This window comes from Actinoplanes octamycinicus (assembly GCF_014205225.1).
Lineage (GTDB): Bacteria > Actinomycetota > Actinomycetes > Mycobacteriales > Micromonosporaceae > Actinoplanes > Actinoplanes octamycinicus.
Window position 1 is genome coordinate 4811865 of the sequence record NZ_JACHNB010000001.1, and the last position, 12271, is coordinate 4824135.

Annotated in this window: 11 protein-coding genes; all 11 read left to right on the forward strand. The window is 70.9% G+C overall.

Annotated features, from left to right (window positions below):
- The first annotated feature begins 23 nt into the window (after positions 1-23).
- Positions 24-926: an AurF N-oxygenase family protein gene (locus BJY16_RS21015; RefSeq protein ID WP_185041295.1), complete on the forward strand. Its 903-nt coding sequence runs from the start codon at positions 24-26 to the stop codon at positions 924-926.
- Between the two features lie 293 nt (positions 927-1219).
- The gene (locus BJY16_RS21020) at positions 1220-1747 is read left to right on the forward strand and encodes a hypothetical protein (protein WP_185041296.1); all 528 of its coding nucleotides are present in this window, start codon (positions 1220-1222) and stop codon (positions 1745-1747) included.
- Positions 1737-1940, forward strand: coding sequence for a hypothetical protein (locus BJY16_RS21025; protein WP_185041297.1), 204 nt, complete (start codon positions 1737-1739; stop codon positions 1938-1940). The genes BJY16_RS21020 and BJY16_RS21025 overlap by 11 nt, the downstream gene beginning before the upstream one ends.
- Before the next feature lie 367 nt (positions 1941-2307).
- On the forward strand, positions 2308-2541 hold the full coding sequence (locus BJY16_RS21030; protein WP_185041298.1) for a hypothetical protein: 234 nt from the start codon (positions 2308-2310) through the stop codon (positions 2539-2541).
- Between the two features lie 646 nt (positions 2542-3187).
- Complete coding sequence (locus tag BJY16_RS21035) at positions 3188-4288, forward strand: uroporphyrinogen-III synthase (protein ID WP_185041299.1); 1101 nt, start codon at positions 3188-3190, stop codon at positions 4286-4288.
- Positions 4289-4487: 199 nt separating this feature from the next.
- Positions 4488-5171 carry a sirohydrochlorin chelatase gene (locus tag BJY16_RS21040; protein ID WP_239177864.1) on the forward strand — a complete coding sequence of 228 codons (684 nt, stop codon included), beginning with the start codon at positions 4488-4490 and terminating at the stop codon, positions 5169-5171.
- 95 nt (positions 5172-5266) lie between these two features.
- Complete coding sequence (locus BJY16_RS21045; RefSeq protein WP_185041301.1) at positions 5267-7354, forward strand: molybdopterin oxidoreductase family protein; 2088 nt, start codon at positions 5267-5269, stop codon at positions 7352-7354.
- The gene (gene nirB / locus BJY16_RS21050; protein WP_185041302.1) at positions 7351-9813 is read left to right on the forward strand and encodes a nitrite reductase large subunit NirB; all 2463 of its coding nucleotides are present in this window, start codon (positions 7351-7353) and stop codon (positions 9811-9813) included. Before BJY16_RS21045 ends, nirB begins: the two co-directional genes overlap by 4 nt.
- Positions 9810-10121: a Rieske (2Fe-2S) protein gene (locus tag BJY16_RS21055; protein ID WP_185041303.1), complete on the forward strand. Its 312-nt coding sequence runs from the start codon at positions 9810-9812 to the stop codon at positions 10119-10121. The genes nirB and BJY16_RS21055 overlap by 4 nt, the downstream gene beginning before the upstream one ends.
- A 1-nt stretch (position 10122) precedes the next feature.
- Positions 10123-11472 carry an MFS transporter gene (locus tag BJY16_RS21060; protein WP_185041304.1) on the forward strand — a complete coding sequence of 450 codons (1350 nt, stop codon included), beginning with the start codon at positions 10123-10125 and terminating at the stop codon, positions 11470-11472.
- A gap of 259 nt (positions 11473-11731) precedes the next feature.
- On the forward strand, positions 11732-12130 hold the full coding sequence (locus BJY16_RS21065; RefSeq protein WP_185041305.1) for a hypothetical protein: 399 nt from the start codon (positions 11732-11734) through the stop codon (positions 12128-12130).
- The last annotated feature ends 141 nt before the right edge of the window (positions 12131-12271 follow it).

Consider the following 12271-nt stretch of genomic DNA (forward strand, 5'->3'; position numbering starts at 1 on the left):
CGTCAAGCCTTTCGGAGGGCGCGATGACGACTGTGACCCCGCCTGACCGGGACCGCACCGCCACGAGGCTGCTGCGATCCTCGGCCGAGCATTCCTACGACCCGGAGATCGAGATCGACTGGGAGGCCCCGTTCGTCGAGGGGAAGTACTTCGTCCCGGCCCACCGCTCCAGCCTCTACGGCACCGCGCTCTGGGACCGGCTCACCGAGGAGCAGCGGATCGAGCTCACCAAGCACGAGGTGGCCAGCATCGCCGGCCTCGGCGTCTGGTTCGAGACGATCCTGATGCAGCTGCTCATCCGCGGGTACTTCAAGCAGGACCCGACCGCCCCGCACGCGCAGTACGGGCTCACCGAGATCGCCGACGAGTGCCGGCACTCGATCATGTTCGGCAAGATGATCGCCCGGCTGGGCACCCCGGTCTACCGCCCGCACGGCATCGACCAGCTGCTCGGCAACTGGATCGCGCACACCGCCACCGGCCCGCGGATGTTCGCCGCCATCCTGATCGCCGAGGAGATCCTGGACACCCTGCAGCGCGAGGCGATGGCCGACGAGACCGTCCAGCCGCTGGTCCGGATGGTCTCCCGGATCCACGTGGTGGAGGAGGCCCGGCACGTCCGCTTCGCCCGCGAGGAGCTGGCCCGCCAGATCAAGGTCGCCGGCAAGTCCCGGCTCGCCTTCGACAAGCTGGTCATCGGCCGCGCCGCCTACCTGACCGGCACCCGCCTGGTCGACCCGCGCGTCTACCGCGCCGTCGGCATCGACCCGGAGGAGGGCCGCCGGGCCGCCCGCGCCAACCCCTACCACCGCGAGACCATGCGCTGGGCCGGCGAACGCATCGTCGCCTACCTGTCCGACCTGGACCTGATCGGCGGCGGCCCGGCCAAGACGCTCTGGAAGGCCAGCGGCCTCCTGTCCCGCTGACCGTTCCCGCCGCTCTTCTCGGAGCGCGGCCCACTCACGGCCCGCGCTTGCTCCCGACGGCTTTCCCCGCCCTGATCGTCCCGGGTGACCGGTCCGGGGCGCGTCCGGCCCGCGTCCTCCGAAGGCGCGGGCCGGCGCTGTTCCCACCCCACGACCCATCTTCAGGTACGCGGGTCCGCTCGGGTGCGGACCGCATGCTCCCGCGCCGGCCTCGTCACGGTCCGCGTGTGGTCGCCGGCAACCGCCGGAAAATGGCGCGCGTCGCCGAGCCGCACCAGCCAAGATCCACGAGCATGGAAGAGCTGACGTACGGCCGGGCCGCGCTGCTCCACGCCTTCCTCGCCGCGGACGGCGGGAACGGGCTCGGCGACTACTCGTTCTGGTCGGGTGCCTACCACCGCGCGCTGCAGGCGCACCACCAGGCGATGCTCGGTGCTCTGCAGCGGCTCTTCGCGATCGAGCTGACCTTCGAGGGGATGCCGGACAGCTCGCGCCGGGCACTGTTCATGCTGGTCCGGTCCACGGCCGCCTCGCTGCACCAGCTGACCACGCCGTGGTCCGGCTACCGGGAAGCCGGGCTGCTTCTCCGGCATCTGGAGGAGACCGGCGACGTCGGCGTCCGGGTTCACGAGGCGAGCCACCGGATCGCCACCCGCAACGACGAGAACCGGCAGGACCACCTGGCCATCCTCGACGACCTGCTCACCGTCATCCTCGGCGACCGCGCCGAGTCCCGGTTCACCGAGGCCGACCTGCGCGCGCTCGGCGTCGATCCGGAACCGCCCAGCCTGGCCGACTTCGACGACCTTGATGACTACTGAGCGGCCGGTCAGCGTCGGCAGCAGGTGGCTGGCGCGGTTGCTGGCGCATCGCGGGGTGGCGATGCCCGCCGAGGTGACCCCGGAGGAGCTGCGGCGGCTCGCGGCGGTGCCCGGGTGGCCGGCGGCGGATGCCGCTTCCTGCCCCCAGCGGATGGCCACCGTCGTGGACCCCGGACGGTCCGCGACCACCTGATCACCACGATGGAGACCGGCCCCACCGTGCCCCGGATCTGCGCCGCCCGAGCCTGGCCGGGGATCCCCGGCGCCCCACCCGACGACCTGCTGGCCCGCTCAGCACCGCGCCGCTCGCCGGAGCGGACCGGCGTCGCCCGGCCGCTCGCCGGGGCTGACCCGCGCTGCCGAGCCCACCGCGGTCCACCGACGTGAGCGACGTCGCTCGGGTGCGGGACGGTTTCAGCTTGGTTGCCGGTTGGCGGCCGACGAGCGGAGGACCGGCCCCGGCCGACGGGCGGACCGAAGGGGGCCGAAGAGCGGTGGGCCGGGCGTGCGGCGGCGTGCGAGATTGTCGCCCGACGTATGCCGTACGGGGAGAGGGATCGATGGACGACGCGCTGGTGGCCTACAACGCCGGACGGGTGGATGGCGCCGCCGGATTCCGCGACCCGCAGATCGCCGAGGACCCGGAGGTCGGCGCCGACTACCGGGTCGGCATCCTGGACGGCCGGATCGCCGCCTTCCACATGCTCAACGAACTCCGCGAAGTCCTCGGCGTCACCGGCCCCCTCTTCGACCACCCCACCGACCGAACCGAAAGCCCCGACGACCCGCGCTGAGCCGGCGGGCCGACGACCCGCGCCGAACCGGCGGGCCGACGATCCGCGCTGAACCGGCGAGCCGACGATCCGCGCCGAGCCAATCGGTGTGCGGGCCAGGCCCCGGAGTCGCCCCGCACGGCTGCGGCCGCCGCTCACGGCCCGTGGCTGGCTTCCACGGGTGTCTCGAGGCTGTCGAGACACCCGTGGAAGCCAGCCGAGTACCTGGAGCCCGCGCTGAGGCCCGTTCAGGGCGGTCTCCTCGCCCTCGTCGTCCCGGAACGGCATGCGGTATTCGTACCGTTGCGGCCTCTCGCCGCAGAGGAGTCGGGCCGGCGCCCGGTCGCCGGCATCACCTGCCGCGCCGCGCGCCGGGCCGGCAGCAGCTCGGCCGGATCGGCCTCGCTGATGGCCAGCGCGCGTGCCGGGCCTGGGCGGGCCGTTGGGGGCGGGGCGTGGTTCACGTGTCTGGGCGGGGGTGGGGGAGGAGCATGGGGTGTGGCAAGGGCCACTGCTCAGGGGTGCCGAGCGGGAGATGATCTAGAAGCACACGGTCAGCGACGCGGAAGTGAGCGGCCGTTATCAGGCCGGAAACATTCGGGTGCCGGTCTTGAAATCAGGTCTGGAGACTCTTGCAGCGGAAACGGTGACACAGGATGGAGACCGGATGACCGAGGGTGCATTGGCCGGCTTCACCGTGGCGGTCACCGCGGAGCGGCGCCGCAGTGAGATGGCCGCGCTGCTGGAGCGGCGCGGCGCCCGCGTCATCAGCGCGCCGGCGATCACCATCGTGCCGCTGATCGACGACGAGGCGCTGCGCGCGGCCACCGAGGCCTGCATCGGGCTGGAGCCGCATCTGGTGGTCGCGACCACCGGGTTCGGGTTCCGCGGCTGGCTGGAGGCGGCCGAGGGCTGGGGCCTGGGTGACACGCTGCGCGCCTCGCTGCGCGGCGCGAAGATCATCGCCCGGGGGCCGAAGCCGTGCGGGGCGATCCGGGCGGCCGGGCTCACCGAGGACTGGGCGGCCCAGACCGAGGCTTCCGAGGAGGTGCTGGAGCGGCTGCTCAGCGACGGCGTGGCCGGGCAGCGGATCGTGGTGCAGGAGCACGGCGAGCCGCAGACCGAGTTCGTGGCGGCGCTGCGCGCGGCCGGGGCCGCCGTGGTGGAGGTGCCGGTCTACCGCTGGGCGCTGCCGGCCGACGTCACCCCGGTGCGCCGGCTCACCGAGCAGGTCGCCGCCGGGCAGATCGACGCGGTCACCTTCACCAGCGCGCCCGCGGTGAAAGCGTTCCTGCAGATCGCCGCCGAGGTCGACGCCGACGTGACCGGCGCGTTCCGGGACCGGACCCTGGCCGCCTGCGTCGGGCCGGTGACCGCGGCGCCGCTGGCCGCCCTGGACGTCCCGGTGGTGATGCCGGAGCGGTTCCGGCTCGGCGCGCTGATCAAGACGGTCACCGACGAGCTGCCCCGGCGGGCGGTGAAGCTGGCCGTGGCCGGTTGCACGCTGGAGGTCCGCGGGCACGCGGTGCTGATCGACGGTGTCCCGCACGGGCTCGCGCCGGCCGCGATGGCGATCCTCACCTCGCTGGCCCGCCGGCCGGGCGCGGTGGTCTCCAAGGATCACCTGGCGGCCGCCCTGCCGCGCGGCAACGACGGGCACGCGGTGGATGTGGCGGTGGCCCGGCTGCGGGCCGCGCTCGGCTCCGGCAAGCACATCGAGACGGTGATCAAACGCGGCTACCGCCTCCGGGTGGACGAGGCCGTCTGACCGATCGCGCCGCGGGACGCTCTCCCGCGCCTTTCACGGCGGCGCCCCGATGACCATGCCGGGGCCGCCGGGACATACGGCGAGCCTGATGACCGATGCCGGGCCGCCGTTCCCCTCCGGCGACGAGGCCGGCCGCGCATTCCCGAGAAGCGCGAGAACCAGAAACCACAGGACCCTTTCCCGTACGAAGGAGAGCGCCGTGTCCGCACCCACTCTTGTCGCCGTCGCCCATGGCACCCGCTCGGCCACCGGACGGCGGGAGTTGCAGGAGCTCGCCGCCGCGGTCGCGCGCCGCCGGCCCGGCCTGGACGTCCGGCTGTGTTACGTCGACGTGCAGGACCCGAAAGTCGCCGACGTCGTGCCGACCGTGTCCGACGCGGTCGTGGTGCCGCTGCTGCTGTCCTGCGGCTATCACGTCCGGGTGGACATCGCCGAGGCCGTGGCCGGCACGGACATCCCGGTGACCGCCCCGCTCGGGCCGGACCCGGTGCTGCTCAGCAGCCTGATCCGGAATCTGCCGGAGGCCGACGCGGTGGTGCTGGCCGCCGCCGGTTCGTCCGACCCCGGATGGCGCGCCGATGTGGAGGGTGTCGCCGCGCGGCTGCCCGGCCGGGCCCGGGTCGGCTACGTCTCCGGCACCGGGCCACGCGTCCCGGACGTCGTCGCCGAGCTGCGGGCGGCCGGTGCGAAGCGGGTCGCGATCGCCGCTTACCTGCTGGCCGACGGGCTGTTCTACCGGTCCCTGCAGAACGCCGGCGCGGACTCGGTGACCCCGCCGCTGTGCCACGATGGCGCGGTCGCCGACCTGGTCCTGAGTCGGTTCGATGGCCAGTTGGTGAACGGCGGGAAACAGGTTCTCACAACCGCCGGTAGCGGTTTGTAGTCACATCGGTGCCGATCCGGTTGTAGGGATTTCCGAACAACAGCGTCACCGCAAGTGGTCCTCCGGGTTAACGCCGGGCCGACAGAGTTCCTCTCGTGACGGCGACCCAGACGCATTGCCCCTACTGCGCTTTGCAGTGCGGGATGACGCTGACGCCCGGAATCCCCCGGGTGCGGCTCGAGCCGGCCGACTTCCCGGTCAACCGGGGCGGCCTGTGCGCCAAGGGCTTCACCGCGGCGGACCTGCTGGACCATCCGGACCGGCTGCTGACGCCGCTGGTCCGCAAGGAGCCCGGCAACCGGGAGTCGCCCCTGCGGGAGGCGTCCTGGGAGGAGGCGTATGACCGGATCGTCACGGCGATCCGGGACAGCCGGGACCGGTACGGCAACGACAGCGTCGGCGCCTTCGGCGGTGGCGGGCTGACCAACGAGAAGGCGTACGCGCTCGGCAAGTTCGTCCGGGTCGCGTTGCGCTCCTCGGCGATCGACTACAACGGCCGGTTCTGCATGTCGTCGGCGGCGACCGCGGCGAACCGGGCCTTCGGCATCGACCGCGGCCTGCCGTTCCCGCTGGAGGACCTGGCCGGGGCGCGGACCGTGCTGCTGGTCGGGGCAAACCCGGCGGACGCCATGCCGCCGTCGATGCAGTACCTGGACGCCGGCCGGGCGAACGGCGCCAAGCACATCGTGGTCGACCCGCGCCGCACGAACACGGCGAACGGCGCGCACCTGCACCTGCAGCCGCTGCCCGGCACGGATCTGGCGCTGGCGAACGGCCTGCTGCACATCGCGGTCCGTGCGGGACACCTCGACGAATCGTTCATCGCAAGCCGCACCGAGAACTTCGCGGCGGTCAGGGCGGCGGTCAACTCCTACTGGCCGGAGCGGGTCGAGCGGATGACCGGCGTCCCGGAGGCCCAGCTGCGGGAGACCGTGCGCCTGCTGGCCGACGGCCCGTCGATGATCCTGACCGCGCGCGGCACCGAGCAGCACAGCAACGGCACCAACACCGCGCAGGCCTGGATCAACCTGGCGCTCGCGCTCGGCCTGGTCGGCAAACCCTTCTCCGGGTACGGCACGATCACCGGCCAGGGCAACGGGCAGGGCGGCCGGGAGCACGGGCAGAAGGCCGACCAGCTGCCCGGATACCGGCGCCTCGACGATCCGGCGGCGCGGGCGCACGTCGCGGCGGTGTGGGGCGTGGACCCCGCGGAACTGCCGCAGCCGGGGCGTTCGGCGTACGAAATGATCTCCGCGATCGGCGAGGAGGGCGGCGTCCGGGTTCTCCTGGTGCTGGCCAGCAACCTGGTGGTGTCCGCCCCGCACACCGCCAACGTGGTGGACCGGCTGCGCGCCCTCGACTTCCTGGTGGTCTCGGACATCTTCCGGTCGGAGACCGCGGAGCTGGCCGACGTCGTCCTCCCCACCGCCCAGTGGGCGGAGGAGGAGGGCACGATGACCAACCTGGAGGGGCGGGTCATCCGGCGCACGAGGGCGCTGCCGCCGCCGCCGATGGTCAAGACCGACCTCACCGTGCTGACCGACCTCGCCGGGCTGCTCGGACGCGGCGAGTTCTTCACCGACCAGCCGCGCGCGGTCTTCGAGGAGCTGCGCCGCGCCAGCGCCGGCGGCGTCGCCGACTACGCCGGGATCAGCTACGAGCGGATCGAGTCGGAGGACGGCGTCTTCTGGCCGTGCCCGAGCGAGGACCACCCGGGCACGCCCCGGCTGTTCACCGAGTCGTTCCCCACGGCCTCCGGCCGGGCCAGGTTCATCCGGGTCGATCACCGCGACCCGGCCGAGGTTCCGGACCAGGCTTTTCCGTACGTCCTGACCACCGGCCGCAACATGCAGCAGTACCAGAGCGGCAACCAGACCAGGCGGGTGAAGGCGCTCACCGTGGCGCTGCCCGAAGCCCGCGCCGAGATCCATCCCGACCTCGCCCGCCGGCACGGCATCGCCGACGGTGACCTGGTCGAGCTCCGCAGCCGCCGAGGCGCCGCGACGTTGCGCGCCCGGCTCTCCGACGGCATCCGCCCGGACACGGTCTTCGCGCCGTTCCACTGGCCCGGCGCGAACGCGCTGACCGATCCGGCTCTGGATCCGCACTCCAAGATGCCCGCTTTCAAGGTGTGCGCGGTGGCCATCGCGCGTGCCGGCACACCGGAAGGGACCGACCAGTGACGCAGCGTCTAGTGGTAATCGGCAACGGCATGGCGGGCGCCCGCACGGTCGAGGAGATCCTCGCCCGCAACGGCGACTTCACCGTGACGATGTTCGGTGACGAGCCGTACGGCAACTACAACCGGATCATGCTCTCCAACCTGCTCGCCGGGGTGGAGACCGAGGAGGGCATCTTCCTCAACGATCTGGCCTGGTACCAGGAGAACGGCATCACGCTGAACGCCGGCGTCAAGGTGGAGCGGATCGACGCCCAGGCCAAGGTGGTGCACGACAGCACCGGGGTGGCCACCCCGTACGACAAGCTGATCATCGCGACCGGCAGCTACTCGTGGACGCCGCCGATGAAGGGCGTGCACCACCCGAAGCGCGGCTACCACCAGGGCGTCTTTGCCTTCCGCACGCTGGACGACACGCGCGGCATGATCCGCTACGCCCGGGACCACGAGCGGGCCGTGGTGATCGGCGGCGGCCTGCTCGGCCTGGAGGCGGCCCGCGGCCTGCAGAACCACGTCAGCCACGTGACCCTGCTGCACGCCATGGGCCACCTGATGGAGCGGCAGCTCGACCCGAAGGCCGGCCAGATGCTGCAGGCCAGCGTCGAGGGCAAGCTCGGCATCGAGGTGATCACCAACGCGATGACCACCGAGATCCTCGGCAAGGACCGGGTCACCGGGGTCAAGCTGAAGGACGGCACGGTCATCGAGTGCGACGTCGTGGTGATCGCCGCCGGCATCCGGCCGAACACCGAGATGGTGGCGAACAGCGGCCTGCCGGTGGAGCGCGGCATCGTGGTCGACGACCAGATGCGGGTCGAGGGCCACCCGGACATCTACTCGGTCGGCGAGTGCGCCCAGCACCGCGGCAACCTCTACGGCCTGGTCGCGCCGCTGTGGGACCAGGCGAAGGTGCTCGCCGACCACATCACCGGCCGCAACCCCGACGCGGCGTACCACGGCTCGAAGCTCTCCACCAAGCTCAAGGTGGCCGGCATCGACGTGGCCTCGATGGGCCTGATCGCCCCGGAGAGCGACGACGACGAGGTGATCGTCTACAACGAGCCGAAGAAGGGCGTCTACAAGCAGCTGATCATCCGCGAGGACGTGCTGGTCGGCGCGGTGCTGGTCGGTGACAACAGCAAGGCGGCGTCGCTGATCCAGCACTTCGACCGGGGCACCGCCCTGCCCGAGGAGCGCGCCGAGCTGATCTTCGACATCGGCGGTCCGGCCGGCGAGGTGTCGCCCGCCGAGATGGCCGACGACGCGCAGGTCTGCAACTGCAACGGGGTCAGCAAGGGCGCCATCTGCGGCGCCGTCTCGGCCGGCTGCAAGACGGTCGGCGGGGTGATGGACAAGACCCGGGCCGGCAAGGGGTGCGGCACCTGCAAGCCGCTGGTCCAGCGGATCGTCGAGTGGGCCAACGGCGGCGCGGCCGAGGAGGACCCGGCGGCGTCCTGGTACGTCCCCGGCGTCCCGATGCCCAAGCCGGAGCTGATGGAGGCGATCCGGAGGTACGAGCTCAAGAGCGTCTCGGCGGTCTTCGACAAGCTGGTCCCCGGCGGCGAGCACGACGCGAAGAGCAAGATGGGCCTCGCGTCGCTGCTCAAGATGATGTGGGCGGACCAGTACATCGACGAGCGTGACGCCCGCTTCATCAACGACCGGGTGCACGGCAACATCCAGAAGGACGGCACCTTCTCGGTGGTCCCGCAGATGAAGGGCGGCGTCACCACCCCGGCCGAGCTGAAGCGGATCGCCGAGGTCGCCGAGAAGTACCGGGTGCCGATGGTCAAGCTGACCGGCGGCCAGCGGATCGACCTGCTCGGGGTGCCCAAGGAGCAGCTCCCGGCGATGTGGGCGGACCTGGACATGCCGTCCGGCTACGCGTACGCCAAGAGCTTCCGCACCGTGAAGACCTGCGTCGGTTCGGACTTCTGCCGGTTCGGCGTCGGTGACTCCACCGCGCTGGGCATCGCGATCGAGGAGCGGTACCAGGGTCTCGAGGGCCCCGGCAAGATGAAGCTCGCGGTCACCGGCTGCCCGCGGAACTGCGCCGAGGCGTACGTCAAGGATCTGGGTGTGGTCGCGATCGACGGCGGCAAGTGGGAGATCTATGTCGGCGGCGCGGCCGGCGCCCACATCCGCAAGGGCGATCTGCTCACCACGGTCGGCTCGGCCGACGAGGTGATCCGGCTGACCGGCCGGTTCCTGCAGTACTACCGGGAGAACGCCAACTGGCTGGAGCGGACCTACGCGTTCGTGCCGCGGATCGGCATCGACCGGATCCGGGAGATCGTCGTCGACGACGCGGACGGCATCGCGGCCGCCCTGGACGCGGCGGTCGACGAGGCCGTGCAGGCCTACAAGGACCCCTGGAAGGAGCGGGCCGAGCCGGTCACGCCCGGCCAGTTCCGTACCTCCCTTCCCCTGACCGTTCTCCCCCAGGTTCCGGTGCGCGCGTGAAAACTCTGACCCCCACTGTCCTCGGCCCTCTGTCGGACATTCCCCCCGGAGAGGGACGGACCTACGCCGTCGACGGCGAGATGATTGCCGTCTTCCGGCTGCGGGACGGTTCTCTCCGAGCGGTCTCGGCGGTCTGCCCGCACAAGGGCGGCCCGCTGGCCGACGGGCAGATCGACAACTCGATCGTCGTCTGCCCCCTGCACCTCTTTGCCTGGGACCTCGCCACCGGGTGTTCCCAGTCCGGACAAGCCCCGATCAACGTCTACCCGGTCCGGGAAGACGAGGGTCAGATCCTTCTGGGAGAGTGACATGACCGCGACTGTTCCGACGATTGAGGCCACCCGACCGGCCGCCCGGACCCTCAGGGGCCACTGGATCGACGAGTGGAACCCCGAGGACCGCACGTTCTGGGCGAACGGCGGCGAGAAGATCGCCAAGCGGAACCTGTACTTCTCGATCTTCTCCGAGCACATCGGCTTCTCCGTGTGGTCGCTGTGGTCGGTGATGGTGCTCTTCCTGGGCCCGGCCTACGGCTTCGACCCGGCGCAGAAGTTCCTGCTCACCGCGGTGCCGACGCTGATCGGCGCGATCCTGCGGATTCCCTACACGTTCGCCGTGGCCCGGTTCGGCGGCCGGAACTGGACCATCATCAGCGCCACGATGCTGCTGATCCCGGCGGTGCTCGCGGCGTTCATGATCAAGCCGGGCATCGAGTTCTCCACGCTGCTGCTGATCGCGGCGACCGCCGGTGTCGGCGGCGGCAACTTCGCCTCCTCGATGGCGAACATCAACGCGTTCTTCCCGGAGCGCCGCAAGGGCTGGGCACTCGGCTTCAACGCGGGCGGCGGCAACATCGGCGTCGCCACCGTGCAGCTGGTCGGCCTGTTCGTCCTCGCGGTCTTCGGGTCCGGCAACCCGGGCATCGTGGCCGGCATCTACATCCCGTTCATCGTGATCTCGGCGGTCTGCTCGGCCATCTGGATGGACAACCTGTCCCAGGCCCGCAACGAGAAGCGCGGGATGCGCGACGCCCTCCGGGAGTCGCACACCTGGGTCATGTCGCTGCTCTACATCGGCACCTTCGGGTCGTTCATCGGCTTCGGCTTCGCCTTCGGCCAGGTGCTGCAGGTGCAGTTCGCCACCCAGTTCAACACCCCGATCAAGGCGGCCTACCTGACCTTCCTCGGCCCGCTGCTGGGCTCGCTGATCCGGCCGCTGGGCGGGGCGCTGGCCGACCGGCTGGGCGGCGCGAAGGTCACCTTCGTCAACTTCATCGCGATGGGGCTGGGCGCCACCGTGGTGCTGATCGCGGCGCAGCAGCGGTCGCTCCCGCTCTACATCGCCGGCTTCATCACCCTGTTCATCCTCAGCGGCCTGGGCAACGGCTCCACCTACAAGATGATCCCGGCGATCTTCAGGTCGAAGTACTCCGGCGACGACCACCAGGCGCGGCGGATCTCCGGCGCGGTGATCGGCATCGCGGGCGCGGTCGGCGGCATCGGTGGCGTGCTGGTCAACCTGGCCTTCCGGCAGTCCTTCCTGACCTACAAGGACGCGGACGCGGCGTACCTCGGCTTCATCGCCTTCTACGCGCTGTGCGTGCTGGTGACCTGGGTGGTGTACCTGCGGCCCGCTGCTCGCCAGAAGATCGCTGTCTGATCTCCCCGGCTCCCTGATCTTCCCGGTGTCTCCGCGGCCCGGCGCGCTCGCGCCGGGCCGCACTCGTTGTCCGCCGGATTGCTTGACGCCCGGAAAGTATTGAATGAGCTGCGGAAATGCCGGGATTGCCGGCATCCATCGAAGATCGAATTTATCCCGGCATCACCCGATCGTGTTTGTGTGTCGCCAACCCGAAAGCCGCGCGATCCATATGATCAGTTTGTCCGAAATTACCTTTCTTACCGAAAAGGTGATCCCTATGAACAAGCTGATGCGCGGTCTTGCGATGACCGGCTTCGCCGTCGCCGCCGGCCTGGCGATCAGCGCCGGCCCGGCCGCCGCCTCCGACGCGGCGCCGCAGCCGACCGCCAAGGCCTCGGCGAACGCCCACGTCCGGGACCGCATCGTCGACTTCTACCGCAGCCCGATGGCCTGCCACCGGGCCGGTCGGATCGGCGAGTGGCGGGACCGCTGGGAAGACCACGACTGCATCCCGATCCGGCACGGCTTCCGCCGCGGCTACTGGGCGCTGAAGGTCTACTACGGCTGGGCCGGCCCGGGTGGTTTCCACGACCGTGACGACCACCGCGGTCCGGGCGGCTTCCACGACCACGACGACCACGACGGTCCGGGCCACGGCCCGTGGAAGAAGAACTGAGCAGCGCTTTTCCCGGCCGAGGGCCGCATCCTTAGGGGTGCGGCCCTCGGCCATTTCTCAAGACCTTTTCCGGTACGCGGAAAGCGAGCCGATCCCCGCCGTTTAAAGCAGCCGAATCCGGAAATATAGTACTTTCTCTTG